A 24012-nucleotide genomic window follows, 5' to 3' on the forward strand; every position below is an offset into this window, starting at 1 on the left:
CCAGCAGTTTATCGGCGCGGGAAATCGACCGCTTGATGGCGATCATCGCGCGCCTGCGCGACGAGGGCAAAGTGGTGCTCTACGTGTCCCATCGCATGGAAGAAGTATTCCGTATTTGCGATGCGGTGACGGTGTTCAAGGACGGCCGCTATGTGCGCACTTTCGAGGACATGAGCACGCTGACCCATGACCAGTTGGTGACCTGCATGGTCGGTCGCGATATCCAGGATATCTACGATTACCGAGTGCGTGAGCAAGGCGAGGTGGCGCTCAAGGTGGACGGCTTGCTCGGCCCGGGCCTGCGTGAGCCGATCAGCTTCCAGGTGCGCAAGGGCGAGATCCTGGGCCTGTTCGGGCTGGTGGGGGCAGGGCGCACGGAACTGTTCCGCTTGCTCAGCGGCCTGGAGCGCGTCAGCGCCGGTAGCCTGGAACTCTGTGGTGAGCCGTTGCAGTTGCGCTCACCCCGCGACGCCATCGCCGCCGGGGTATTGCTGTGTCCGGAGGATCGCAAGAAAGAGGGCATCATCCCGCTGGGCAGCGTCGCTGAAAACATCAACATCAGCGCCCGTGGCGCCCATTCCACCTTTGGCTGGCTGTTGCGCGAAGGCTGGGAGAAAGGTAACGCCGACCGGCAGATCCAGGCGATGCGGGTCAAAACGCCGAACGCGGCGCAGAAGATCATGTACCTGTCCGGCGGCAACCAACAGAAAGCCATCCTTGGCCGCTGGTTGTCGATGCCGATGAAGGTGTTGCTGCTCGACGAACCCACTCGCGGTATCGACATCGGCGCCAAGTCGGAGATCTACCAGATCATCCATAACCTGGCGGCCAGTGGCATTGCGGTAATCGTGGTGTCCAGCGACCTGATGGAGGTGATGGGCATCTCCGACCGCATCCTGGTGCTGTGCGAAGGCGCCCTGCGCGGCGAACAACTGCGCGAGCACGCGACTGAATCCAACCTGCTGCAGCTGGCCTTGCCACGCGGCCTGGCGAACTGAGAGACGACCATGACCATTCAAAACAACGCGTTGCCCTCGGCACGCAAACCCCTCGATATGCGCGCACTGCTCGATAACTGGGCGATGCTCTTGGCGGCGGTGGGCATCTTCGTACTGTGTGCGCTGCTGATCGATAACTTCCTCTCGCCGCTGAACATGCGCGGCCTGGGCCTGGCGATTTCGACTGTCGGTATTGCCGCGTGCACCATGCTGTTCTGCCTGGCCTCGGGGCACTTCGACCTGTCGGTAGGCTCGGTGATCGCCTGCGCCGGGGTGGTGGCGGCGATTGTGATGCGCGATACCGACAGTGTGATGCTGGGCATTGGCGCAGCGCTGCTGATGGGCCTGATGGTGGGGCTGATCAATGGCATCGTGATCGCCAAGCTGCGGGTCAACGCCTTGATCACTACGCTGGCAACCATGCAGATCGTGCGCGGCCTGGCTTATATCTTTGCTGACGGCAAGGCAGTGGGCGTGTCCCAGGAGCAATTCTTCATCTTCGGTAACGGCCAATTGTTCGGCGTGCCGGTGCCGATTCTGATCACCATTGTCTGCTTCCTGTTCTTCGGCTGGCTGCTCAACTACACCACCTACGGGCGCAACACCATGGCCATCGGCGGTAACCCGGAAGCGGCGCTGCTGGCCGGCGTGAACGTTGATCGCACCAAGATCCTGATCTTTGCCGTGCACGGCCTGATTGGCGCGCTGGCGGGAGTCATCCTGGCTTCACGCATGACCTCCGGCCAGCCGATGATCGGCCAGGGCTTCGAGCTCACGGTGATCTCGGCCTGCGTGCTGGGTGGGGTGTCGCTGAGCGGCGGCATCGGCATGATCCGCCATGTGATCGCCGGGGTGTTGATTCTGGCAATCATCGAGAATGCGATGAACCTGAAGAACATCGATACCTTCTACCAGTATGTGATCCGTGGTTCGATCCTGCTGTTGGCCGTGGTCATCGACCGCATGAAACAACGCTGAACCCAGGCCCTATGAAAAACCAATGTGGGAGCTGGCTTGCCTGCGATAGCGGTGGCACAGGCTACACAAGTGTTGCCTGAACCACCGCTATCGCAGGCAAGCCAGCTCCCACAGTTTAATCAGCGGTGAACTTGAAAATAGTGTGTTGGGTGTAAGTCTGCCCTGGATTCAAACGCGTTGAGGCAAAGCTCGGCTGGTTAGGCGCATCGGGAAAGTGCTGGGTCTCCAAGGTAAATCCACTCCAATGCTGATAGGTCTTGCCGCCTTTGCCCTTCACCGAACCGTCCAGGAAGTTGCTGGTATAAAACTGTACGCCGGGCTCTGTGGTGTAGAGCTGCAAACGCCGCCCTGATTCAGGGTCATGCACTTCGGCGGCCAGCTGTTTCACATTCCCTTTGGTATCCAGCGCCCAGTTGAAGTCGAAGCCACCCTGTTTCGGCTCGGCGAATTTGAGCTGCGGATGGTCGTCCTTGATGTGCTGGCCGATGGCGGTCGGTTTCAGGAAGTCCATGGGCGTGCCCTTGACCGGCGCCAATTCACCGGTGGGAATCAAGGTGGCATTCACCGGTGTGTAGTGGCTGGCGTGCAAGGTGGCGACCTGCTTGAGAATATCGCCGTTGCCCGCACCGGCCAGGTTGAAGTAGCTATGGTTGGTGAGGTTGAGCACCGTCGGCTTGTCGGTGGTGGCGGTGTAGTCGATGTGCAGTTCGTTGTTGTCGTTGAGGCGGTAGGTGACCTCGGTTTTCAAGTTGCCCGGAAAGCCCATTTCCCCGTCCTTGGACAGGTAGGTGAGGGTGACGCCCACCGAGTCTTTGTCCTTGACCGATTTGGCTTGCCACACCTGCTTGTCGAAGCCCTGGGCGCCGCCATGCAATGAGTTGGGGCCGTCGTTGAGCGGTACCTGGTAGCGTTTGCCGTCGAGTTCGAAGGCGCCGCCGGCCAGGCGGTTGCCGAAGCGGCCAATGGTCGCGCCGAAAAACGCGGTACCGCCTTGATAGCCTTGCACGTCATCGAAGCCCAGCACCACGTCGTCGAGCTTGCCGTGTTTGTCTGGCACTTTTAGCGACTGCAGCACGCCACCGTAGGTGATCACCGTGGCTTGCATGCCATGGCTGTTACGCAACACGTACTGTTCGACGGCGGTGCCGTCATTGGTTTTGCCGAAGGGTTTGTGTTCGCTGCTAAGGCCGGCGGCGTGCGCGCCACCGCTGGCGATCAGCATGGACAGCGCGAGGCCGGACAGCAGGTATCGAGGGTGCTTCATGGTCGAACTTCCTTTTGTTGTTTTGCTGGAATAGTTCTACTAATTTGAGATATTTTGTCGATATGACAGCAGATTTATAGCCTTTAACGCCGTTCTTGCAAAATAAAATAAGACTAATTAAGCGGAGCACTGATTGTTATGACTACCCAGCAAGCGATTTATCCCGACCTCAAGGACAAAACCGTGCTGGTTTCCGGCGGGGCTTCGGGGATTGGCGAGTTCATGGTGCGGGCCTTCGCCGCGCAGGGTGCCAAGGTGGCGTTCGTGGACCGTGCACAGAGCCAAGGTGAACGCCTGGCGGCGCTGCTGAACTCCAAAGGGCAGAGTGTCGAGTTCGAGTGCTGCGATATCACCGACGAGATCGGCTACCGCGCGGCGATCGGGCGCTTCGAGCATTCCCTGGGGCCGATTACGGTACTGGTCAACAATGCAGCGAACGATGTGCGCCACAGCCTGGAAGAAATCGACTCGCACCTGTTCGACCAGCTGATTGCGGTCAACCTCAAACATGCCTTCTTTGCCGCCAAGGCGGTGGTGCCGATGATGAAAGAGGCCGGCGGCGGCTCGATCATCAACCTGGGCTCGGTGGGCTGGATGATGGCCTCGGCCGGCTACCCCGTATACGCCGCCAGCAAGGCTGCCGCCCACGGCATGACCCGAGCCCTGGCGCGGGAACTGGGGCCCAACCATATCCGCGTCAACACCTTGGTACCGGGTTGGGTGATGACCGAAAAACAACTGGCCATGTGGGTCGACGACGCCGCCAAGGACCTCATCGCCCGCAGCCAGTGCCTGCCCGGCAGCGTGATGCCGGAACACATCGCCAACATGGCGCTGTTTTTGGCCTCGGATGCCTCGGCGATGTGCTCGGCGCAGAACTTTATCGTTGACGGCGGATGGGTGTAGCGACGCGAACAGGGCCCTATGTAGGAGCGAGCTTGCTCGCGAAAAACGTCAACGATAACGCGTGTAGCCTGAGTAAACGCGGCGTCTATGAGTTTTTCGCGAGCAAGCTCGCTCCTACACATTAGCGCGAGTTCATTCGATGGGGTAACGCTTGAACGCCGGGTGCTGCTCCAGGCGTTCAGCATGGCGCTTGAGGTTGGGGAACGCATCGGCCTTTACCACCGAGGCCACGGTGAACTGGCTGAACGACCAGGCGACCGCTGCGGTAATCGACGCCTGGGTCAGCGCTTCATTGCCTGCCAGCTGCTTGTCCAGCAACGCATAAGCCGCCAGCAGTTGCCCGGTAACGCGCTCAAGCCACGGCGCATGCAATTTTTCAGCGGGGCGAAGGTTGTGTTCATAGACGATCTGCACGCTTTTTTCACAGGCCGCCAGCGCGAGCCCAAGCAGTTGCAGGTCGCGGGCGCGTGCAGCCGGTTGTTGGGGCAGCAGCTTCTTGTCAGCCGGCGCCAGCGCTTCCAGGTAATCGAGGATCAGGCTCGAATCCATCAGCACCGTGCCATCGTCCAGCATCAGGGTCGGGGCCTTGACTACCGGGTTGATCTGGGCAAATTCAGCGTAAGTGCTGAACACCGAAAGCGGTTCATGAACAAAGTCCACCCCGTATAACTCCAGGGAAACAGCCACGCGGCGTACGTAGGGCGAGTCCAGCATTCCGACCAGTTTCATGCAGCCTCCATTGCTTACAGGGTGTTGGGCTCACGAGATTAAGGGCGCGGGCCTGGATTGCGCAACGGCGTTGTGCAGCAGCCGATACGCCTGCACCAATTGATCGAGGCTGAACGCCAGGTTGCGCCCGCTGGGGTTGGGCAGCACCCAGACCGAGGCCCCGCCCAGTGGCTGCGCTTGCAAACCCCAGGCGACCTCGCGCTGGCCGCTCAGCGCGCTATAGCCGGGCTTGCCGAGGAACGCGACGAAGCGCGGGGCATGGCGGCGGATCTTGTGTTCGAACGCCGCCGCCGCGTCCTGGAACTCATGCCGCGCCAACTCGCCTGCACTGGCCGTTGGACGTGCCACCAAGGTGGTCAATCCGCAACCGTAGTGCAGCAAGGTGGCACCGTCTTGCGGGCGGATTTCATGGGGCGTGAAACCGGCCAAATGCACGGTGCGCCAGAAGCGGTTGCTGCGATTGGCAAAATGCAGGCCGAGGGCGGCGGAGCCCTTGCCAGGGTTGATGCCGCAGAACAGGACATGCAAGTGGTCGGCGAGGAGGTCGTCGAGTCGGTCGTTCATGCCGCATCTCCCTGCAAATGGCTCGATAGCCACTCGATAAAACACCGCGCCAGGGGGTCGTTCTCGCTGTCGCGATGGGTCAGTAGCGCCCAGCTGGGGCCGCGAATGGTGGCGTCTACCAACGGCGTAAGCAAACCTTTGGCTTGCCCCTGGCGGCTGAGCAACTGGCTTACCAGGCCAATCCCCAACCCGGTGCACACCGCATCCAGCAATAAACCGGGGTCGGAAAAATTCAGGCCCTGGTCCTGTTGGCCCACATCAATCCCGGCTTCCACCGCCCAGTGGCTCCAGTCCATTTCCCGCTCACCGTGCAAGGTGGTGCGTTGCTCAAGAGGCACCTCCAGCACCTGCGGGTGGCATGCCGGAAACAGCCGGTCGATATGCAGCACCTTGAAGCTGCATTCGGCCTGGGAGCTGATGTCGTCGCGCACCGCCAAATCGATGGTCTGGCTGGCCATGTCTGGCACTTCGTCGGTGCTGAAAATCCATAGATCGACCTGCGGGTGTTGGCGGCGAAAGTCGGCCAGGCGGGGCAACAGCCAATGCCGGGCGAAGGTCGGCGTGGTGTTGAGCACCAATTGATTGGGTTTGCGGTATTGCCCAAGGCGCCGCACGCCGACGGCCAGTTGTTGCAGTAAGGCCTGGGTGGTGCTGAGGAAATCCTGGCCGGCGTCGGTCAAGCTGACGCTGCGCCCGCTGCGAAAAAACAGCGGCTGTTCAAGGTACGCCTCCAGGCTGCGAATCTGCTGGCTGATTGCCGATTGGGTCAAGTGCAGCTCTTCGGCGGCTTTGTGAAAACTGCCCAGCCGAGCGGCGGCTTCAAAGCCGCGAAGGGTGCCGAGGGGCGGCCAGTGGTTGAGCATGCTGATAAGTTCCTCTAATCAGTTTTGCGCAAAATTCATCGTTTGTTTGCGCTATTTCTTCACCGTAGCATGCCTGTCATTAGCCCGTGGGTAGCTTTCACTGAACACAATGACTTAACTCAAAGGTACTTGTCATGCAGATGGATGAAGTTGAAAACCTGGGGTGGCGGATGCCCGCGGAATGGTGCCGGCATGCGGCGACCTGGATGGTCTGGCCTCATAACCAGGCGTTGTGGGAGAACACTTGGGGCGTGACGTTGGCGCAGGTGCAGCAGGACTTCGCGCGGGTAGCCACTGCCATTGCACGCTTTGAGCCGGTGAAGATGGTTGTCGACCCTTCGGCGGTTGCCAGTGCCATCGCCTTGTGCGGCCCGCGGATTGAACTGATTCCCCAGGCGGTCAACGACAGCTGGTGCCGCGACTCCGGCCCGTCCTTTATCTGTCACCCGCAACAGGGGCTGGCCGGTGTGAGCTGGCGCTTCAATGCCTGGGGCGCAAAGTCGGCCCATGAATGGGATGAAAGCCTGGCCCGTCGAGTGCTCAATCACCTCGGGCTTGTCTGCTTCGGCATGCCGTTGAGCAATGAGGGCGGTGCCCTCCATGTGGACGGCGAGGGCACCTTGATCACCACCGAATCGGTGCTGCTCAATCCCAACCGCAACCCTGGCGTGACCAAGGCTGACATCGAGGAGGTGTTCGCGCGCTGGCTGGGTATCAAGAAGACGATCTGGTTGCCCGGCGACCCGAACTACGTTACCGGCGACATGACGGATGGGCATGTCGACGGCATCTGCGCGTTCGCCCGCCCCGGCGTGTTGCTGGTGGACGCGACCCACGACCACAGCTCGGTCTATGCCCAAGTTGCGCGGGAAAATCGTCGCGTCCTGGAATTGGCCACCGACGCTCAGGGCCGTCGTTTTGAGCTGATCGAGCTGTATGAGGCTACCGAGGCCGTGAACACTGACGCCGAGGTGTTCTGCGCCTCCTACACCAACTTCTATATCGCCAATGGCGCAATCATCATGCCTGCCTATGGAATCGCCGCGGATCAGGTCGCGGCCAATGTCCTGGGCCAGGCTTTTCCGGACCGCGAGATCGTACCGGTGCGCATCAACCACCTGGCCCATGGCGGCGGCGGTGTGCATTGCATCACCCAACAACAGCCTGCCTGGCCATTGAAGGGGTAATGCCATGCGTCTATTGACGATTGCCACTACCCAGATGCCTTGCACCTGGGATTTACCGAGTAACCTCGACCGCGCCGAGCAACTGGTGCGCGACGCAGCCGCCAAGGGCGCCCAGGTAATCCTGTTGCAGGAGCTATTCGCTACGCCGTATTTCTGCATCGAACAACGGCATCAGCACCTGGCCTTGGCCGAGGAGTATCAGCACAGCCAAGTGCTCAAACGCTTTGCTGCATTGGCCAAGGAGTTAGGCGTCGTGCTGCCACTGAGCTGGTTCGAAAAAGCCGGCAAAGCGTTCTTTAACTCCCTGAGTGTGGCGGACGCTGACGGGCGATTGCTTGGGGTGTACCGCAAGAGCCATATTCCCAACGCCATCGGCTACCAGGAGAAGGAATATTTTAGCCCCGGTGACACCGGTTTTCGCGTGTGGGACAGCGCCTTCGGGCGCCTGGGCATCGGTATCTGCTGGGACCAGTGGTTTCCGGAAACCGCGCGCTGCCTGGCATTACAGGGCGCCGAGGTACTGCTGTTTCCCACCGCCATCGGTTCGGAACCCGGCTGTGCCAGCCTCGATTCCCGCGACCATTGGCAGATGACCATGCGCGGGCACGCGGCGGCCAACCTGCTGCCGGTGGTGGCGGCCAACCGCGTCGGGCGCGAAGTGGCGAACAGTAATGCGAGCCTGCAAATGGATTTTTATGGTTCATCGTTTATCTGCGATCACAAAGGCAAGCTGTTGGCCGAAGCCGACCGCGACAGCACGGGCGTACTCGTGCACAGCCTGGACCTGGCCACCATGGGCGAAGAGCGCCTGACCTGGGGCATATACCGTGACCGTCGCCCGGACTTGTACGGTGCGCTGCTGACCCTGGATGGGCGCCTATCATGAAACGCCTGTTGAGCTGTGCCCTCATCCTCACCAGCGCCTGTGCCGTGGCTGATGACAAGACCTTGAAGCTGTATAACTGGGCCGATTATTTTGCCCCTGACACCTTGTCCAGGTTCACCGCCGAAACCGGTATCCAGGTGATCTACGATGTGATGGACAGCAGTGAAACCCTGGAAGCCAAGCTGATGGCCGGAGGCAGTGGCTATGACTTGATCTTCCCAGGCGACACAGTGGCCGAGCGCCTGATGCGTGCCGGCAGCCTGCAGGCCCTGGACCCTGCCAGGCTCACGGCCCTGGGGGACATTGAACCGGGCCTGCAGGCGTTGCGTGCGCACTACGTCAATTCAAACAAGGCCACGGTGCCCTATACCTGGGGCACCATCGGCCTGACCTACAACACCGAGCAGATCCTCCAGCGCCTGCCGAACGCGCCGGTCAACAGCCTCGATCTACTGTTCAAGCCCGAGTTTGCCGCCCAATTCGCCGATTGCGGCATCTCCCTGATTGACTCGCCGGATGAAGTGCTCGCGGTGGTGCTTAACTACCTGGGCCGCGACCCGCGCAGTGCCAAGCCCGAAGATCTGGCTGCGGCCAGTGCACTGTTGCTCAAGCTGCGCCCCTTTATTCGCAAGTTCCAGTCGCAACCGGTGACCGATCTGGTCAACGGCAACCTGTGCCTGTCCCTGGGCTACAGTGGCGACATGACCCAGGCCCAGCGTGCCGCCGATGCGGCCGGCAAGGCGGTGACCTTCGGCTATCACATCCCCCGCGAGGGCACGACAGTCTGGATGGACACCATGGCGATTCCCGTCGATGCCCGGCACCCGGAATACGCCTACGCTTTTATCAACTTTGTGATGCGCCCGCAGAACATGGCCGCTATCACCAACCTGACCGGCTATCCCACCGCCAATGCCAAGGCGCGACCGCAGGTGGAGGCCAGTCTGCGCGACAACCCGGATATTTACCCAGATGCCGCCACCTTTGAACGGTTGATCGCTGGCAAAGATATCCCCCAGGCCGATATGCGTGCACGTATGCGCGTATGGACTAAATTCAAGACCGCCCCTCTTCAGTAGAGACCCCCATGCCAACCCGTCGAACCTTCCTCAAACACACCAGCGTGGTCGCAGCGATGAGCCTGATTGCTCCTTACGTACGTGCCGCTGTCAGTGGCCGCTTCTATATGCCCGACGAGGGTGAAAAACACCGCCAGGCGTTTATCGCCTTTGGTGCCCAGGAGGCCATCTGGGAGGACTTTACCGCCGATGTTCAAGCAGCGCTGGGCCGTATCGCCCGGGCGATTGCCGAGTATGAGCCGGTGACCGTGTTTTGCCGTGGAGACGAGCGGGTGCTGGCGGAAAAACATTGCGGCACGCGCAACATCACCTTTGTCGAGACCGAGCTGGACGACATCTGGATACGCGACACCGGCGCCAATTTCGTGATTGATGGCACCGGAGCGCTGGGGGCGGTGGATTTCAACTTCAACGGGTGGGGCAACAAACAGCAGCACGCCGAGGATGCGCAACTGGCTGCCCAGATTGCCGAACACACTGGGGCCCGCTACTGGCGCAGCGAACTGGTGGGCGAGGGCGGTGGCATTGAAGTGGATGGCCTGGGCACCGGCATCATGACGCAAAGCAGTTGGATCAATCGCAATCGCAACCCCGACTGGAGCCAGGCTGAGGTGGAGGCCGAACTCAAGGAGCGCCTGGGCTTGCGTAAAATCATTTGGCTGCCGGGTATCAAGGGCAAGGACATCACCGACGCCCACGTGGATTTCTACGCACGCTTTGTGTCTCCCGGCGTGGTGCTGGCCAATCTCGACACCGACCCGCAGTCCTATGACCACAAGGTCACCCTGGCACACCTGGAAATGCTCAAGAACGCCACCGACGCCGATGGTCGCCCGTTGCAGGTGCATACCGTATCGCCGCCGCTCAAGCCGCGTAAAAGCAAGTTCAGCCAAGGCAACCCGGATTTCGCCGCGGGCTATATCAATTACTTCGTGATCAACGATGCGGTAATCGCGCCTGAGTTCGGCGACCCACTGGCGGACCGCAAGGCGCTGGAGCTGCTGTCGCGGCTGTATCCGAGCCGCAAGGTGGTGCAGATCAATATTGACGCTATCGCAGCGGGTGGCGGTGGCATTCACTGTGTGACGAGTCATCAACCTTTGGTTTAGTCTGGAACGCTTCGTTGATCACAAGCGCCTCTGGAGCATTGATTATGACCGAGTACGTACCTGCCAAAGTCTGGACCTGGGACGCCGAAAGCGGCGGCACCTTCGCCAGCATCAACCGACCCATCGCCGGCGCCACCCACGAAAAGCCGCTGCCGGTGGGCAAGCACCCGCTGCAGTTATACTCCCTGGCCACGCCCAATGGGCAGAAGGTCACGATCCTGCTGGAAGAGCTGCTGGCCCTGGGGCACAGCGGCGCCGAATACGATGCCTGGCTGATCAAGATCGGCGACGGCGACCAGTTCGGCAGTGGCTTTGTGGCGGTGAATCCGAACTCGAAGATTCCTGCACTGATGGACCACAGCGGCGCCACGCCGATTCGCGTGTTCGAATCAGGCGCGATTTTGCAGTACCTGGCCGAGAAGTTCGGTGCGTTCCTGCCAACGGAGCCCGCCGCCCGGGCTGAATGCCTGTCGTGGCTGTTCTGGCAGATGGGCAGCGCGCCTTACCTGGGGGGCGGCTTTGGGCATTTCTATGCCTATGCGCCAAGCAAGATGGAATACCCGATCAACCGCTTTGCCATGGAGACCAAGCGCCAACTGGATGTGCTGGATAAGCGCCTGGCGGTCAGCCAATACATCGCCGGGGATGAATACACCATTGCCGACATCGCGATATGGCCTTGGTACGGTGGGTTGGTCAAAGGCCGTTTGTATGGCGCGGCGGATTTTTTGTCGGTGCATGAATACAAACATGTGCAGCGCTGGGCGGATGCGATTGACGCACGGCCGGCGGTGCAGCGTGGACGGCGGGTGAACCGGGTGTCGGGCGATGATCAGTTGCCCGAGCGGCATGATGCACGTGACCTGGATTGATACGATAACCAGGTAGGAGCGAGCAAGCTCGCGAAAAACGTCAACGATAACGCGTGTTTCCTGGATGAGCGCGGCGTCTGGGCGTTTTTCGCGAGCAAGCTCGCTCCTACAAAGCTGCGTTATTTGTAGCGCTGCTCAAACACCTCCACCTGCTCAGGCGTGATCAGCTCAAATGGCACCCACACCTGTGCGTCAACTTGCTCGCCCTTGATCATCCGCACCGCCGCTTGCACGGCCTGGGCAGCCTGGGCCTTGGGGTCCTGAAACACTGAGCCCGCCAACAACCCGCGCTTGATCGCCGCCAGGCCATCGGGCAAGCCGTCGATGCCGACAATCGCAATCTCGCCCTTGGCCTTGCCCGCTTGCTGCAAGGCCATGGCCGCGCCAATCGCCATTTCATCGTTGTTGGCGACAATGGCATTGAACGCGGTGCCGGCCAGCAACCAGTTACTGGTCAGGTCCATTCCCTTGCTGCGCTGCCATTCGGCGCTTTGCTGCTCGACGACCTTGATCCCCGGGAAGTCCTTGAGCACCTGTTTGACCCCCTCGGTGCGGTCATGGGTGGCGTTCTGTGCAAGGTCGCCCATGATGATCGCCACATTGCCCTTGCCGCCCAGTTTTTGTGCGAGATAGCGCATCTGCAATTGCCCCGCTTCGATGTCGTTGGAGGCCACCGTAACCACGCCCTCAGGCAGCGTACGCTCATCCGGGTGGCGGTTGACGTACACCAGCGGCGTCTTCGCCGCCACGGCGGCGCGGGTGATGTTGGCGGTGGCAGCGGTGTCCACCGGCAGCACGATGACCGCATCGACTTTCTGGTTGAGAAACCCTTCGACCTGATTGAGCTGGCGCACCACATCGCCCTGGGCGTCTTCGAATTGGATCTGCACGTCCTGGTGTTTCGCTGCCGCCTCCAGGCCGGTGCGCACATAGGTCATGAAGTTATCGTCCACCCGGGCAATGCTCACGCCGATGCGATAGGCAGCGAAGGACCACTGGCTGAACATCAATAACAGCGCGGCCACTAGTAATGAATAACGGTGCATGAGGCTGTTCCTTTTATTGTTATAGGGTGAATGCCTGGCGGAAACGCTCCAGGGCCGTCTCGCTGTCGCCGCTGGCCCAGCCCTCCAGGCCGACCACACCGGTGTAACCCATGGCGTGCAAGGCCCGGGCAATGGCCGGGTAGTGGATCTCGCCCGTGCCGGGCTCCTTGCGCCCAGGCACGTCAGCCACCTGGATTTCGCCGATGGCGCTGCCAGCGCGCTGGATCAATTCGATCAGGTTACCTTCGCCAATCTGCGCGTGGTACAGGTCCAGGTTCATCTTCAAATGCGGGCTGCCGACGGCTTCGATCAGGGCCAGGGTGTCGTCGGCACGTGCAAACGGTGTACCTGGGTGGTCGACGGCGGTGTTGAGGTTTTCCAGCAGGAACACGCGGCCGGCGTCTTCCCCCAGGCGCGCGATTTTCTCCAGGCTTTTGCATGCGCTCAGCCACATGCGCCCGGTGGTGTGGCTGACGGGCTGCACGGGCAGGCCGCCTTCACCCAGGCCCGTGCCATGCAGGTTGAGGCAGGGGCAATTGAGTCGCTCGGCAATGCCCAGCGACTCACGGGCGCTGTCGAGCAATTGGCGGATGCCGTCGGGGTCGGTGAGGGTGCCGCTGAGGTAGCCGGTCATCGAGGTGAAGTCCGCGCCCGTCGCCGCCAAGGCGTTGATGTCCTTGTCGGCCCAACTCCAGATTTCGGCGCTGAAGCCCAGGGCATGAATACGTTTAACGCGTTCGATGAAAGGCAGGTCGAGGAACACCATTTCGGCGCTGACGGCCAATTTGAACGGCATCATCAAAGGGCTCCTTGAACGGCCACGGCCCTGCCGGTTTGGTACGACTCAATGCAGGCACGGGCAATTGCCAGGGCTGCACGCGCATCTTCACCGCTGGCCAGGGGCTTGGCGCCGCTGCGCAGGCAGTCGACAAAGTGGTTGAGCTCGGCGATGTAGGCGTCGCGCAGCAGGTCGGTGTCCATCCGCTGGGTGTCTGCCTGGATGCCCTCGGCCAGGTAGCGCACCAGGTCGCAGTCGTTAAGGCTGCCCATGCTCAGCATGCCCTTGCTGCCGAACACTTCGCCGCGCACGTCGTAGCCATACACGGCCTGGAAGCTGGCTTCGGCGGTGGCAATGGCGCCGTTGTCAAAGCGCAGGGTGACCACGGCGGTGTCGAGCAAGCCTTGGCTTTTGAATTGCGGGGCAATCAGCGCGTCGGCCATCACCTGCACCTGGACCACTTCGGCCCCAGGGTTGAGATAGCGCAGGGTGTCGAAGTCGTGGATCAGGGTTTCGAGGAAGATCACCCATTGCGGTGAGTTGGCCGGGTTGTTCAGCGCCGGGTCGCGGGTCAGCGAGCGTAGCAGCTGTGGCGTGCCAATACGTCCGGCGACGACGTCGAGGTGCGCGGTGCGAAAGCTCTTGGCGAAGCGCCGATTGAAGCCGACCTGCAAGGGCACCCGTGCATCGGCAGCGGCGGCGATGGCGCGGTCGGCTTCGTCCAGGGTAATCGCCATGGGCTTTTCGCAGAAGATGCCCTTGCCGGCACGTGCGGCCTTGATCACCAGCTCCGCGTGGCTACGGGCAGGGGCGGCGATAAGCACGCCGTCGATGTCCGGGTCGTCCAGCAGCTGTTGCGGGTCGGTGTAGGCCTTGTCCACCCCCAGTTCCGCTGCCAGGCGAGCGGCCTGGCCTGGGACGGGATCGGCGATGGCGGCGAGGCAGGCACCGGGGATATGGCGTGCAGCGGTAAGGCCATGGAAGCTGCCCATGCGGCCGGCACCGATCAAGCCCAGGCGGATGTTCTGTGTACTCATGAAACGACCCCTTTTGTTGTTGTGGGCCCCCAGGACAGTCCTGGGTGACACAGGGGCAGGAGCAAGGCGTGTGCCAATTTATAAGTGGTTGATTTATAAAGGCTTATTATTTTAATCAAACAAAAAGTGTTCATTTTTATGACATGTCTATACTGACATGTCGAAAATATGGACATGGATAACCGCAATGACCCAGGCGTTCAGTGTGCAAGACCTCGAATACCTCACGAACCTGGGGCCTGCCGCGCTGAACGACGGGCCCATCGCCGCGTTGGAACAGGCGTGGCGAGAGTGCCTGGCTGGCCAAGTCGTGCGTCCCGACGGGGTACGCCAGGTCATCTGGGATTCCTGGCGACGCAGTGTCGAGGCGGGTATCGAGCCCGGTAACAACGACTACCGCTTTGTTGCGCCTCATGCGCTCGCGGCGACCCTGGCCCACCATCGCGCCCTGATCGCCGCCGCCGCGCAGGTCATGCATGGATTGCTGGCTTACAACCCGCGCGGGCATATCAACCTCACGGACGCCGATGGGACGACCTTGTACTTCTGCGGGCTGGACATCACCCCGGTGGGCAGTCGCTTGCTCGAATCGGTGCAAGGCACCAACTGCACCGGCCTGGCCCTGGCCGAAGATCGCCTGGTGTATGTGCTGGCGGAAGAAAATTTCGCCAGCGGCCTGCGCCAGCGCCACATGCACTGCGCCGCCGCGCCGATCAAGGATGCCCAAGGCCAGACCCTGGCCATGCTCACCCTGACCGCCGAGCCCGGCTGGTTTCACTTCCATACCCTGGGCACCGTTCAAGCGGCGGCCGAAGCGGTGTCGCGGCAGATGGCGCTGCAGCTGTTGCTGGAAGAACAACAGGCCGTGCTCGAAGTGCTCAACGAAGGTTTGGTGGTGCTCGATGAGCGTGGCTGCATCAAGGCGCTCAACCGTTATGCGCGGCACCTGTTCGGGGTGGGGCGCGAGTTGATCGGCAGTCCTTTCCAGCGCCTGGGCCGCAGTGAACTGAGCGACGCGCTGGGTGAGCCTGTGCGCGACCTCGATTGCACCTTCCACCTGCACGACGGCAGCCAACTCGCCTGCCTCGTTTCGCTATGTCCACTGGAGCAGGGTGGGGTGATTGTGTCGGTGCGCGAAAACCGCCGTATCCGCGAGATTACCCGGCGCATTATCGGCACCCAGGCCCGCTATACCTTCGAGACCATCCTGGGCACCTCACGGGCGATACAAGACGCTCTGCACCTGGGGCGCATTGCCAGTCGCAGCGAGTCCACCACCTTGATCCTCGGCGAAAGCGGCACCGGCAAGGAACTGTTTGCCCAAGCCATTCATAACGGCAGCGAGCGTTGTAACGGTCCGTTTGTGGCGGTCAACTGCGGCGCGATCCCACGGGACCTGGTGCAAAGTGAACTGTTTGGCCACGTCGAAGGCGCATTCACCGGCTCGGCGCGGGGTGGGGCTGCAGGCAAGTTCGAACTGGCGGATGGCGGCACCATCTTCCTGGATGAAATCGGCGACATGTCCTTCGACGCCCAGGTCAGCCTGCTACGGGTTTTGCAGGAGGGTGAAATCACCCGCGTCGGGGCCAAGCAATCGCGGCAAGTCGACGTGCGCATCATCGCGGCTACCCATCGCAACCTGAGCCAGGCGGTGGCCGAGGGCGCGTTTCGTGAAGACCTTTACTACCGACTCAACGTGCTGAACCTGAGCGTGCCGCCACTGCGTATGCGCCGTGACGATATCCCACTGCTGGCGCGCCACTTCCTGCAGCGCTGTGCCCGCTCGCTCCGTAAAGCCGTGCAAGGTTTCACCCCGGATGCGTTGGCGTTGCTGTCAGCCCATGGTTGGCCGGGCAACGTGCGGGAACTGGAGAACGTCATTGAGCGGGCGACCAACCTGGCGATGGGCGAGCTGATCCAATCGGCTGATTTGCCGTTGGAAACCCCGCAACGCACCACGTTGCGCGCCTACCAGCCCCAGCCCGCGCAGGATTTGAGCAGCCATGAAATGCACGCCATCGTTGCCGCGCTCACCAGCACCCGCGGCAACATTCGCCTGGCCGCACAGCAACTGGATGTGTCGCGGGGCGGGCTGTACAACAAAATGAGTCGGTTTGGCTTGAGCGCCGCCGATTTCCGTGAGCGCTGAAACCTCAAGCCAAACCGATCAGTTGCACAGGTTTTCCGACGTCACTATCTGCGGCGGTATATGCACGCGGTGCTTCAAAGGGTCAAACCCCTCATCACTCTGCAAGCGCACCAGCAACTCCACCAGCGCCACGGCCGTCTGCCGTGGCTGCGAGTCCATCACCACATCAATCAAGCCGTTGCTCAATGCCTGGCGTGACAACGGCGTGGACTCTTGCAGGATGCAGCACAGCGCCGGGCGCTTGGGCAGTTGCGCCAAGGCGTTGATCACACCGTCGCCACCCCCGCCGACCACGCATAACCCACGCAGGTCGGTATGACGGCTGAGCAGGTCGAGGGTGGCTTCTTCGGTGATGTCGCAGTTGTCCAGGTTGATCAGCGGCTCCAACGGCTTGAGCCCCGGCGCGTGTTCGGCCAGGTAGCTGTGCAAACCCTCGACCCGTGCCTGATGGCCGAGAAAACGATGGCCGCCCAACAGGATGCCCACGCTGCCTTTGCGTGCGCCGCAGGTGCGCGCCAGCAGCCAGCCCATGGTGCGCCCGACCACGTGGTTGTCCTGGCCCACATAGGGTTCGGCGGCGTGTTCATGGATGTCCGAGAGCAGGGCCACCACCGGCACGCCCGCTGTGCGGATCTGCGCCAGGCAGGCGTTGATCAATGGGTGGGCGAAGCTGACCACCGCGAGGGCGTCACACTGCACGGCCAGTTGTTCGATTTGCGCGACGATGGCGCCGGGCGTGCGGTCTTTGATGTAGTCGAACTGGCAGCTCAGGTTGGCGGTGGCGTGATGCTGCGCTGCCTCGCTGATGGCGTGGGCCAACTGCGCATAGAACGCTTGGGCGGTCCCCAGCAACAGCACGCCGAAACGGTAGGTGGGCCGACGTTCGCGAATGCGCTGGCCGATCAGCCGTGCGGCGAAATAGCCCACCGCTTCGGCAGCCTGGAACACCTGTTCGGCCGTGCCGGGGTTGACCGGCGCGCGGGCGTTCAACACGCGGTCGACGGTGGCTACGCTGAGCCCCGCATGGGCGGCGACGGTGGCGATGGTTGGGCGTTTGTTGTTGTGCATGGCAGGCCCCTTGAGCGTCTTGATAGAAAACTATCAAGCCCCGCTGGGCCTGGATGATAGCTTGATAGGGAATGGATTCAAGGCCTTGAGGGTGATTTAGCCGCGCTCTATCGTTGGTTTCGCAAAGCCCCTGAAACCCACGCTTGCGGAGAACAATAACAATGCCTGGACACACCGCTCACCGCGCTCGGCGCGACTACAGCCTCACCGGCCCCGAAGCGGCCCGCGCCGCCGACAAGGGCCTGGTCTCGGCCCGTTGGTACCAGTCGCCCATCCCGCGCAATCGCATGAAAGCCCTGATGCAACGCCGCGACGCTCCGGCTTTGCTCGACACCGCCCTGTGGTGCTCGACGTTGTTGGCCACCGGTGTCGGCGGCTACTGGTTCTGGGGCAGTTGGGCCTGCGTGCCATTCTTTATCGCTTATGGTGTGCTCTACGGCACGGCCTCCAACCCGCGCTGGCACGAAACCGGCCACGGCACGGCGTTCAAGACCCGCTGGATGAACGATGCGCTGTATCAGGTGGCGAGCTTCATGTGCCTCTTCGAACCCCACGTGTGGCGCTGGAGCCATGCCCGTCATCACACCGACACCATCGTCGTCGGCCGTGACCCCGAGATCGTCGAACCGCGCCCGCCCAGCTTATGGATGATGGCCCTCAGCCTGTTCAACCTGCCCCTGGCCTGGAAGACCTTCAGCGGCGTGGCCCGCCATGCGCTCGGGCGGATGAGTGCCCAGGAGCGCGACTTCATCCCCGAATCCGAATGGCCCAAGGTGTACCGAGATGCGCGTATCTGGGTCGGTCTTTACGCTGTGATCATTGGCACTGCGCTGTACCTGCACAGCTGGTTGCCGCTGATGCTGGTGGGCCTGCCCAGCCTCTATGGCGCGTGGCTCGGCTACCTGTTTGGCCTCAGCCAGCACGTGGGCCTGGCCGAAGATGTGCTCGACCACCGCAGCAATTGCCGCACCATCTACATGAACCGCGTGCTGCGCTTTATCTACATGAACATGAACTACCACCTCGAACACCACATGTACCCGATGGTGCCGTACCACGCGCTCAGCCAACTGCACGAAGAGATCCGCAGCGACTGCCCGCCGCCGTATGCCAACCTGTGGCAGGCCTACCAGGAAATCATTCCGACGATCTGGCGCCAGCGCAGCGACCCCAGCTACTTCGTCCAACGCCCCACCCGTGGCGAGCAAGCTCGCTCGCCACAGAGTGAAAGCCAGTCATTGGAGATAAATGCATGAACGATCAATGGATCGACGTCTGCGCCGTGGGCGAAATAGAAGCAGAAGACGTGCTGCGCTTCGACCACGGCGCGCAGACCTACGCGGTATTCCGTTCTGCCGATAACCAATTCTTCGCCACCGCCGGCCTGTGCACCCACGAGAAAATCCACCTGGCCGACGGCCTGGTGATGGACCATGTGATCGAGTGCCCCAAGCACAACGGGCGCTTTGATTACCGCACTGGCAAGGCCCTGGGCGCGCCGGTGTGCGTGAACCTCAAGACCTACCCCGTGCGGGTGGATGCGGGGCGGGTGCAGCTCGCCGTCACGGCCGAAGGATGAACGCGCCCCTGATCATCGTCGGCGCCGGCCATGCTGGTGGCCGTGCGGCACTGACTTTGCGTGAAGAAGGCTACAGCGGGCGCTTGATCCTGATCGGCGATGAAGCGCATCTGCCCTACGAGCGGCCACCGTTGTCCAAGGGTTTGCTGCAAGGCTCGACCGACCTGGCGCAATGCAGCCTGTGCGACAGCCACCAGTTTGCGGCGCTCGGTATCGAGCATATCGCTGCCAACCCGGTCAGCCGCCTGGAGCCCCAGCACCACCGGCTGCAACTGGCCGACGGCCAGTGGTTGAGCTATGCCGGCCTGCTGCTGGCCACCGGAGGCCGGGCGCGGCGTTTGCCCCAAGAGCAGGCGAATGTCTTTTATCTGCGCACCCACGATGAAGCCTTGGCCCTGCGCGATGGGCTGCGTCCTGGCGCTCGGCTGGTGGTGGTTGGCGGTGGATTTATTGGCTTGGAGGTGGCGGCGACGGCGCGGGGCCTGGGCTGCGAGGTCACAGTGTTGGAAGCCGGGCCACGGCTGGCAGGGCGGGTGTTGCCGCCGGTGATCAGTGAGGCGCTGCTGGCATTGCACCGTGAACAAGGTGTGGACGTGCGTTTGGACGTCGCCCTGGAGTGCATCCACGCCGACGCCGTGCAACTGGTCGACGGGCAACGGCTGCCCTGCGACCTGGTGGTGGTCGGCATCGGCATGCAGCCCAACATCGAGTTGGCCGCAGCGGCAGGCTTGGACGTCGGGCAGGGCATACGTGTCGACGCGCACCTGCGCACCAGTGCGGCGGATATCTACGCGGCGGGAGACGTGTGCGAGTTTCGCCTGGAGGGCCTTTATCAACGGCAAGAAACCTGGCGCAACGCCGAAGCCCAGGGCCGTCTCGCGGCGTTGAACCTGCTGGGGCGGGCGTTAGCGTACGAGACGATCCCGGGTTTTTGGTCCGATCAATACGCGTGGGGTTTGCACACCGTCGGGGTGATGGCGGCACTGACGGTTCGCCGGGATTTGCCCGACGGTGGTCTGCTGCTGTTCTACCTTGACGACCATCACCGTTTGCAGGGCGCCTGCGGTTGGGCCTTGGGTAACCGCGCAGCCAAGGACATCAAACTGTGCGAGCGCTTGATCACCGCCCACATCCCGCTCAACCCGGCCAGCCTGGCCGACCCTGACGTCTCCCTGAAGCAACTACTGCGAGGCTGACATGCGCCAGTTTTTAGTATTCCAATCGATGTGGGCCATGCAAACCGAGCCCGGCAGCCTCGAAGCACAACTGGATCGAATCGCTGCCGCCGGTTTTGACGGCATCACCGACCATTACTGGGCCCCGGCATCGGTGCAGCGCCTACACGCGGCGGCCACGGCCAGGGGCTTGCAGATTGAAGGGCAACTGTTCCCACAATCGGTGGATGATCTGGCCAGGGCATTGGAGGTGATCAGCCGTTACGGCTGTCACCACCTCACCTTGCAAGCCGACGTGCGCCCGCGTACCCAGGCCGAGGCGGCCAGGCTGATCGACGGCTGGCAACGCCTGGCCGAACAGGTGGACTTCCAGATTTTGCTGGAAACCCATCGCTATCGGCTCACTAACGATCTGCTGTTCACCCTCGACTTGCTGGCACAGATGCCCGATTTGAAACTGCTCGCTGACCTGTCCCACTACGTAGTTGGCCGCGAATTGCCCGAGCCCGGCAGTGTGGAAGACGACGAACAGATACGCACCATCTTGCGTCACAGCTGGGGCTTTCATGGCCGCATCGCCAGCAGTGAGCAGGTGCAGGTAGGCCTGGATTTTCCCCAGCATCAGCCGTGGGTGGAGCGCTTTACCGGTTGGTGGCGCTACGGGATCGAAGACTGGCTGGCCCGCGCCGAGACACCCCAGAGCCTGTCCTTCACCTGCGAACTGGGCCCGCCACCTTATGCGATCACTGGCGTGGATGGTCGCGAGCTCACCGATCGCTGGGCCGAGGCTTTGAAGCTCAAAGCGCTGATTCGCCAGGTGTGGGCCAGTTGTCAGGGATGATCTGCTAACCTGCCGGGGTTCAAACCGACCTTAGCCAGTGGATCGCCTTCATGAAAACCTGCCCCGTCCGCCCCCCGCTCGAACCGCAATCGGTGTGCCATCCGATCACCAGCAGCGCGATCTTCATGGTCGCCACCCTGGCGCCCGATGCGGTTGAACACGTGCGGGCCTGGTGCGCCGACATCGCAGGCCTGGTGCGCTCGGTAGGCAAGCGCGTGCCCTCGGGCAACCTGACTTGCGTTTGCGGGTTTGGCTCGGATGCCTGGGACCGCCTGTTCGGCGCGCCGCGCCCGGCGGCCTTGCATCCGTTTCGCGAGTTCGGTGTGCAAGGGCGCAAGGCGGTGTCGACCCCAGGCGACATCCTGCTGCATATCCGTGCCGAGCAGATGGACCTGTGTTTCGAGCTGGCGGCCCAACTGATGACGGCCCTGGGTGATAGCGTGAAAGTGGTGGATGAGGTCCAGGGCTTTCGGTACTTCGATATGCGCAGCATCATCGGTTTCGTCGACGGCACCGAGAACCCGGTGGGGCGCAAGGCCGAGGCCTTTACCCTGGTAGGCGATGAAGACCCTGAGTTCGAAGGCGGCAGCTATGTGCTGGTGCAGAAATACCTGCACAACATGACCGCGTGGAATGGCTTGACGGTGGAGGCTCAAGAGAAGGTGATCGGGCGCACCAAATTGTCGGACATCGAACTGGACGAAGACGCCAAGCCGAGCAACTCCCACAGCGCGCTGACCGTCATCACCGACGAGAGCGGCGAGGAAGTGAAGATCCTGCGCGACAACATGCCCTTTGGCCGCCCTGGCGCGGGCGAATTCGGCACTTATTTCATCGGCTACGCACGCTCGCCTGAGCCCCTGGAACAGATGCTGGAAAACATGTTCGTCGGCCGCCCGGCCGGCAACTACGATCGCTTGCTCGACTTCAGCACGGCCGTGACCGGCGGCCTGTTCTTCGTGCCTTCGGCCGACTTGCTCGAAGCGCTGGCCGACCGCGAACCGGCGGCTTAACTCAACAATCCGGTGCTGACCGCCACAATCAGGAAGATCCCCAGCAGCGCACGGTAGATCACGAACGGCCAGGTGGAGAACCGTTCCAGAAACTTCATCAGGCCCCAGATCGCGAAGAACGCCGAGACGCTGGCCACCACCAGGCCAAAGATCAAGTGCGGCCAGGCGTGGACGGGCAGGTCGGCGCGCAGCAGCACCCACAACTCTTTCAAGCCGGCCAGGGCGATGGCCGGCAAGCCCAACAGGAAGGAAAAACGCGCCGCCTCTTCGCGTTTGAAGTTCAGGAACAGCGCTGCGGTCAACGTAGAGCCCGAACGCGATACGCCGGGAATCAACGCGCCGATCTGCGCGACCCCCACGATCAGCGCATCGCGCAAGCGCATCTGGCTTACGTCGCGGGTATGGCGGGCGCGCACTTCCGCCAGGGCCAGCAATACCGCCATCACCACGCAGGAAATGCCGATCACCATCAGCCCGCGCAAGGGTGAGTTGCACGCATTCAAGGTCGACGACAACGCCAGGCCGGCGATGCCAATCGGTACGGTTGCCAGCACGATGGCCACCGCCAGCTTGAGCCAGCGGTCGTTGTAGTCGCCCCGGCGCACCGCACTGATGCTGCCCGTGGTGACCTGGCGCACATCGCGCCAGAAGTAACTGACCACCGCCGCCAACGCCGCCAATTGCATGGCCGCAGAAAACGCCGAGCCGGGGTCTTGCCAGCCGAGCAGGGCGGGCACCACGCGCATATGGGCGGTGGACGACACCGGCAGCAATTCAGTAATGCCCTGGATCACGCCCAGGATGAAGATCTGCAGGTAATCCAGGGAGGCAAAGCCCACATCCAGGCCGGCGGTACAGACGTTGGTCAAAATACGTGTCCTTGAGCAATAGGGAGAAACCGGCGAAGTTTATTCTAAATGTTTCAGAATTTCGGCCAGGGCAACTGCTATTTGCAATCGGTTCAGCCAATAGAAAGGATTCGCCAGGCCATTGGCGTGGGCAGCACTTTTGTGAACAATGGCGCCCTGCGTTTTTCCACCGAGAGCCCCATGCCTGAAACCACCGTCGAATTGATCCAGACCGGCCCCGAAGAAGCCGAACTGATCCGCAATCTTTACCAGTATTACGCCTACGAGTCTTCGGACTGGGAACAGGAAGATGTCGAGGCCGATGGGCGTTTCTACATCCACGACGAACACCTGGCCCGCTACTGGAGCGACCCGCAATGGAGCGCCAACCTGCTGCTGGTAGACGGCTACATCGCCGGTTTCCTGTTGATCGAAGGCAGCGAACTACCGGGCATCGACGCCCTGGAACTGGCCGACCTGTTCATCCTCAAGCGCTACCGCCGCAAGGGCATCGGCCGCGCCATCGCCAGCCAGGTGCTGTGCAGCGGCGAGCGCAATTGGCTGGTGCGTTTCTATGATCAGGACGAAGTGTCCCAGGCGTTCTGGCGCACGGTGCTGGACAACCTGCCGCGCCCGGTGCAGAGCATTGAACTTGACGATGAGCCGCAATTGGTGAACTACCTGATTACCCGGGCTTCGTTGCATTGACGGGCGGGGGCTTTCTCCATATCTAAACAACGCTGTAGCGATCAACGGTAACCACGATGCGAAGCGAGCCGCTCTTGATCTTGCTCTTGATCTGCTTTTGATCTTGATCTCAGGCGCCCCGTTAAACCACGCTGGCCGGAATTCGACAGGGATTTGGGGGGTAAACCGGCAGGGATGCCGGCGGATTACGGGCACACCGAGCCTAAGCGAGGTGCCGAGTGGTGGGGCAAGAGCCCTTTTGGTTACTTTTGGCTGGGCCGGCATTCCGGGCTCTTTTCCAAAAGTGACCCGCTGTCAGAGCGGAACCCTAAGTGGCCGTTACCGCAGGAATGGAT

The 24012-nt window shown here is 61.8% G+C and carries 24 protein-coding genes; 15 read left to right on the forward strand and 9 right to left on the reverse strand.

Annotated features, from left to right (window positions below; all coding sequences use genetic code 11):
- Window positions 1-998: ATP-binding cassette domain-containing protein (locus E1K68_RS11255; protein WP_244858798.1), on the forward strand; the 998-nt coding region annotated here is incomplete at its 5' end.
- Between the two features lie 9 nt (window positions 999-1007).
- Window positions 1008-1976, forward strand: coding sequence for an L-arabinose ABC transporter permease AraH (gene araH, locus E1K68_RS11260; RefSeq protein WP_003190560.1), 969 nt, complete (start codon window positions 1008-1010; stop codon window positions 1974-1976).
- 115 nt (window positions 1977-2091) lie between these two features.
- On the opposite strand, the gene E1K68_RS11265 is transcribed toward araH, so the two are convergent.
- The gene (locus E1K68_RS11265; RefSeq protein ID WP_169855245.1) at window positions 2092-3240 is read right to left on the reverse strand and encodes an aldose epimerase family protein; all 1149 of its coding nucleotides are present in this window, start codon (window positions 3238-3240) and stop codon (window positions 2092-2094) included.
- Window positions 3241-3378: 138 nt separating this feature from the next.
- On the opposite strand from E1K68_RS11265, the gene E1K68_RS11270 reads away from it, so the two are divergent.
- Window positions 3379-4146 (forward strand): SDR family oxidoreductase, encoded by a 768-nt coding sequence (locus E1K68_RS11270; protein WP_003190563.1) that lies wholly within the window; start codon window positions 3379-3381, stop codon window positions 4144-4146.
- 132 nt (window positions 4147-4278) lie between these two features.
- Here E1K68_RS11270 and E1K68_RS11275 read toward each other — a convergent pair whose 3' ends face one another.
- The 3 genes from E1K68_RS11275 to E1K68_RS11285 are packed head-to-tail and all read right to left on the reverse strand — an operon-like array spanning window position 4279 to window position 6302.
- On the reverse strand, window positions 4279-4875 hold the full coding sequence (locus E1K68_RS11275; RefSeq protein WP_003190565.1) for a glutathione S-transferase family protein: 597 nt from the start codon (window positions 4873-4875) through the stop codon (window positions 4279-4281).
- 30 nt (window positions 4876-4905) lie between these two features.
- A complete protein-coding gene (gene mug, locus E1K68_RS11280; protein WP_003190566.1) occupies window positions 4906-5439 on the reverse strand; it encodes a G/U mismatch-specific DNA glycosylase in 534 nt (177 codons plus the stop codon).
- Window positions 5436-6302, reverse strand: a complete 867-nt coding sequence (locus tag E1K68_RS11285; protein ID WP_003190567.1) for a LysR substrate-binding domain-containing protein — start codon at window positions 6300-6302, stop codon at window positions 5436-5438. Before E1K68_RS11285 ends, mug begins: the two co-directional genes overlap by 4 nt.
- A gap of 134 nt (window positions 6303-6436) precedes the next feature.
- Between E1K68_RS11285 and E1K68_RS11290 the strand changes: the two genes are divergently transcribed.
- Genes E1K68_RS11290 through yghU form a run of 5 tightly spaced genes read left to right on the forward strand, consistent with a single transcriptional unit; the run spans window position 6437 to window position 11435 of the window.
- Window positions 6437-7489 carry an agmatine deiminase family protein gene (locus tag E1K68_RS11290; protein ID WP_003190568.1) on the forward strand — a complete coding sequence of 351 codons (1053 nt, stop codon included), beginning with the start codon at window positions 6437-6439 and terminating at the stop codon, window positions 7487-7489.
- 4 nt (window positions 7490-7493) lie between these two features.
- Complete coding sequence (gene aguB / locus E1K68_RS11295; protein WP_212614099.1) at window positions 7494-8375, forward strand: N-carbamoylputrescine amidase; 882 nt, start codon at window positions 7494-7496, stop codon at window positions 8373-8375.
- Window positions 8372-9454 (forward strand): extracellular solute-binding protein, encoded by a 1083-nt coding sequence (locus E1K68_RS11300; RefSeq protein ID WP_003190573.1) that lies wholly within the window; start codon window positions 8372-8374, stop codon window positions 9452-9454. The genes aguB and E1K68_RS11300 overlap by 4 nt, the downstream gene beginning before the upstream one ends.
- Window positions 9455-9462: 8 nt before the next feature.
- Window positions 9463-10563, forward strand: coding sequence for an agmatine deiminase family protein (locus tag E1K68_RS11305; RefSeq protein WP_003190575.1), 1101 nt, complete (start codon window positions 9463-9465; stop codon window positions 10561-10563).
- A gap of 44 nt (window positions 10564-10607) precedes the next feature.
- Complete coding sequence (gene yghU / locus E1K68_RS11310) at window positions 10608-11435, forward strand: glutathione-dependent disulfide-bond oxidoreductase (protein ID WP_212614100.1); 828 nt, start codon at window positions 10608-10610, stop codon at window positions 11433-11435.
- 119 nt (window positions 11436-11554) lie between these two features.
- Here yghU and E1K68_RS11315 read toward each other — a convergent pair whose 3' ends face one another.
- The 3 genes from E1K68_RS11315 to E1K68_RS11325 are packed head-to-tail and all read right to left on the reverse strand — an operon-like array spanning window position 11555 to window position 14296.
- Entirely contained in the window at window positions 11555-12481 is a 927-nt protein-coding gene (locus E1K68_RS11315) for a sugar ABC transporter substrate-binding protein (protein ID WP_212614101.1), read from the reverse strand.
- A 19-nt stretch (window positions 12482-12500) separates the two neighbouring features.
- Window positions 12501-13280, reverse strand: coding sequence for a TIM barrel protein (locus E1K68_RS11320; RefSeq protein WP_034135331.1), 780 nt, complete (start codon window positions 13278-13280; stop codon window positions 12501-12503).
- Window positions 13280-14296 (reverse strand): Gfo/Idh/MocA family oxidoreductase, encoded by a 1017-nt coding sequence (locus tag E1K68_RS11325; RefSeq protein ID WP_212614102.1) that lies wholly within the window; start codon window positions 14294-14296, stop codon window positions 13280-13282. The genes E1K68_RS11320 and E1K68_RS11325 overlap by 1 nt, the downstream gene beginning before the upstream one ends.
- 187 nt (window positions 14297-14483) lie before the next feature.
- Between E1K68_RS11325 and E1K68_RS11330 the strand changes: the two genes are divergently transcribed.
- Entirely contained in the window at window positions 14484-16445 is a 1962-nt protein-coding gene (locus E1K68_RS11330; RefSeq protein WP_212614103.1) for a sigma 54-interacting transcriptional regulator, read from the forward strand.
- An 18-nt stretch (window positions 16446-16463) separates the two neighbouring features.
- Here the strand turns inward: E1K68_RS11330 and E1K68_RS11335 are convergent, their stop codons facing one another.
- The gene (locus E1K68_RS11335; RefSeq protein WP_212614104.1) at window positions 16464-17513 is read right to left on the reverse strand and encodes a LacI family DNA-binding transcriptional regulator; all 1050 of its coding nucleotides are present in this window, start codon (window positions 17511-17513) and stop codon (window positions 16464-16466) included.
- A 161-nt stretch (window positions 17514-17674) separates the two neighbouring features.
- Between E1K68_RS11335 and E1K68_RS11340 the strand changes: the two genes are divergently transcribed.
- Genes E1K68_RS11340 through E1K68_RS11360 form a run of 5 tightly spaced genes read left to right on the forward strand, consistent with a single transcriptional unit; the run spans window position 17675 to window position 22121 of the window.
- A complete protein-coding gene (locus tag E1K68_RS11340) occupies window positions 17675-18769 on the forward strand; it encodes a fatty acid desaturase family protein (RefSeq protein ID WP_094775353.1) in 1095 nt (364 codons plus the stop codon).
- Window positions 18766-19092: a MocE family 2Fe-2S type ferredoxin gene (locus tag E1K68_RS11345; RefSeq protein WP_003190586.1), complete on the forward strand. Its 327-nt coding sequence runs from the start codon at window positions 18766-18768 to the stop codon at window positions 19090-19092. The genes E1K68_RS11340 and E1K68_RS11345 overlap by 4 nt, the downstream gene beginning before the upstream one ends.
- A complete protein-coding gene (locus E1K68_RS11350; RefSeq protein WP_137205296.1) occupies window positions 19089-20288 on the forward strand; it encodes an FAD-dependent oxidoreductase in 1200 nt (399 codons plus the stop codon). Before E1K68_RS11345 ends, E1K68_RS11350 begins: the two co-directional genes overlap by 4 nt.
- 1 nt (window position 20289) lies before the next feature.
- Window positions 20290-21108, forward strand: a complete 819-nt coding sequence (locus E1K68_RS11355) for a TIM barrel protein (protein ID WP_003190592.1) — start codon at window positions 20290-20292, stop codon at window positions 21106-21108.
- A gap of 50 nt (window positions 21109-21158) precedes the next feature.
- Window positions 21159-22121: a Dyp-type peroxidase gene (locus E1K68_RS11360; protein ID WP_212614105.1), complete on the forward strand. Its 963-nt coding sequence runs from the start codon at window positions 21159-21161 to the stop codon at window positions 22119-22121.
- Here E1K68_RS11360 and E1K68_RS11365 read toward each other — a convergent pair.
- On the reverse strand, window positions 22118-22990 hold the full coding sequence (locus E1K68_RS11365) for an undecaprenyl-diphosphate phosphatase (protein WP_212614106.1): 873 nt from the start codon (window positions 22988-22990) through the stop codon (window positions 22118-22120). The two genes, E1K68_RS11360 and E1K68_RS11365, sit on opposite strands and share 4 nt — an antisense overlap.
- Before the next feature lie 48 nt (window positions 22991-23038).
- Here E1K68_RS11365 and E1K68_RS11370 point away from each other — a divergent pair, with 48 nt between their 5' ends.
- Window positions 23039-23677, forward strand: a complete 639-nt coding sequence (locus tag E1K68_RS11370) for a GNAT family N-acetyltransferase (protein ID WP_003190598.1) — start codon at window positions 23039-23041, stop codon at window positions 23675-23677.
- Window positions 23678-24012 lie beyond the last annotated feature (335 nt).

The organism is Pseudomonas sp. B2021, from assembly GCF_018135665.1.
Lineage (GTDB): Bacteria > Pseudomonadota > Gammaproteobacteria > Pseudomonadales > Pseudomonadaceae > Aquipseudomonas > Aquipseudomonas lactis.